The following is a 546-nucleotide window of genomic DNA, read 5'->3' on the forward strand; positions in this document are numbered from 1 at the left end:
TACCAACAGGCCTTGCCACGTTCTTCGGGGCATCTTGGCTTTCATCCCACCGGGAACTCATTCCCGGTGCGGGCATGGGTTGCCTCGCATTGACGCCGAGATAGAGCGCACCAACGCGGAGCTGGATGCGCACATTGCCCAGTCCACGGCTTCCGCCGAGCAGAGCGCGGATCTGCTCGCCCTGCTTGGGCAGGTGAAAGCCAAGAAGGTGCCGTTGCCCGCCCAGGCAGAGGCACAGATCAGGAAGATTGCCGATGTTGCTCGCGAGAGGACAGCATTGAATTCTCGTCGTCAGCAGACCAGTTCAATGCCTTCCAGACAGCAGTTCGTCGGAAGCGACAAGCTGTCCAGCGACAGCGATGATTTTGATCTCTGGCTGTACATGGCGACAGATGTTCCGACCAGCCTGAGAACGCTGCTACTCAGTGCGCTCAACTCGTATCATCATGGCATGCCGACTGATTCACATGGACAATTCTCGGGCGCTGGGACGTCCGGGAACTGGGGCGATGACGCTCCGGATCAGAGAGCCTCGGATGCTGCTGC

1 pseudogene is annotated in these 546 nt (G+C 59.3%); it reads left to right on the top strand.

The features are described 5' to 3' along the window. Positions 1 to 79: 79 nt before the first annotated feature. Positions 80 to 546: pseudogene (locus ACRYR9_RS19930) on the top strand (hypothetical protein); the annotation flags it as partial.

This window comes from Kineococcus auxinigenes, from assembly GCF_050871525.1.
Lineage (GTDB): Bacteria > Actinomycetota > Actinomycetes > Actinomycetales > Kineococcaceae > Kineococcus.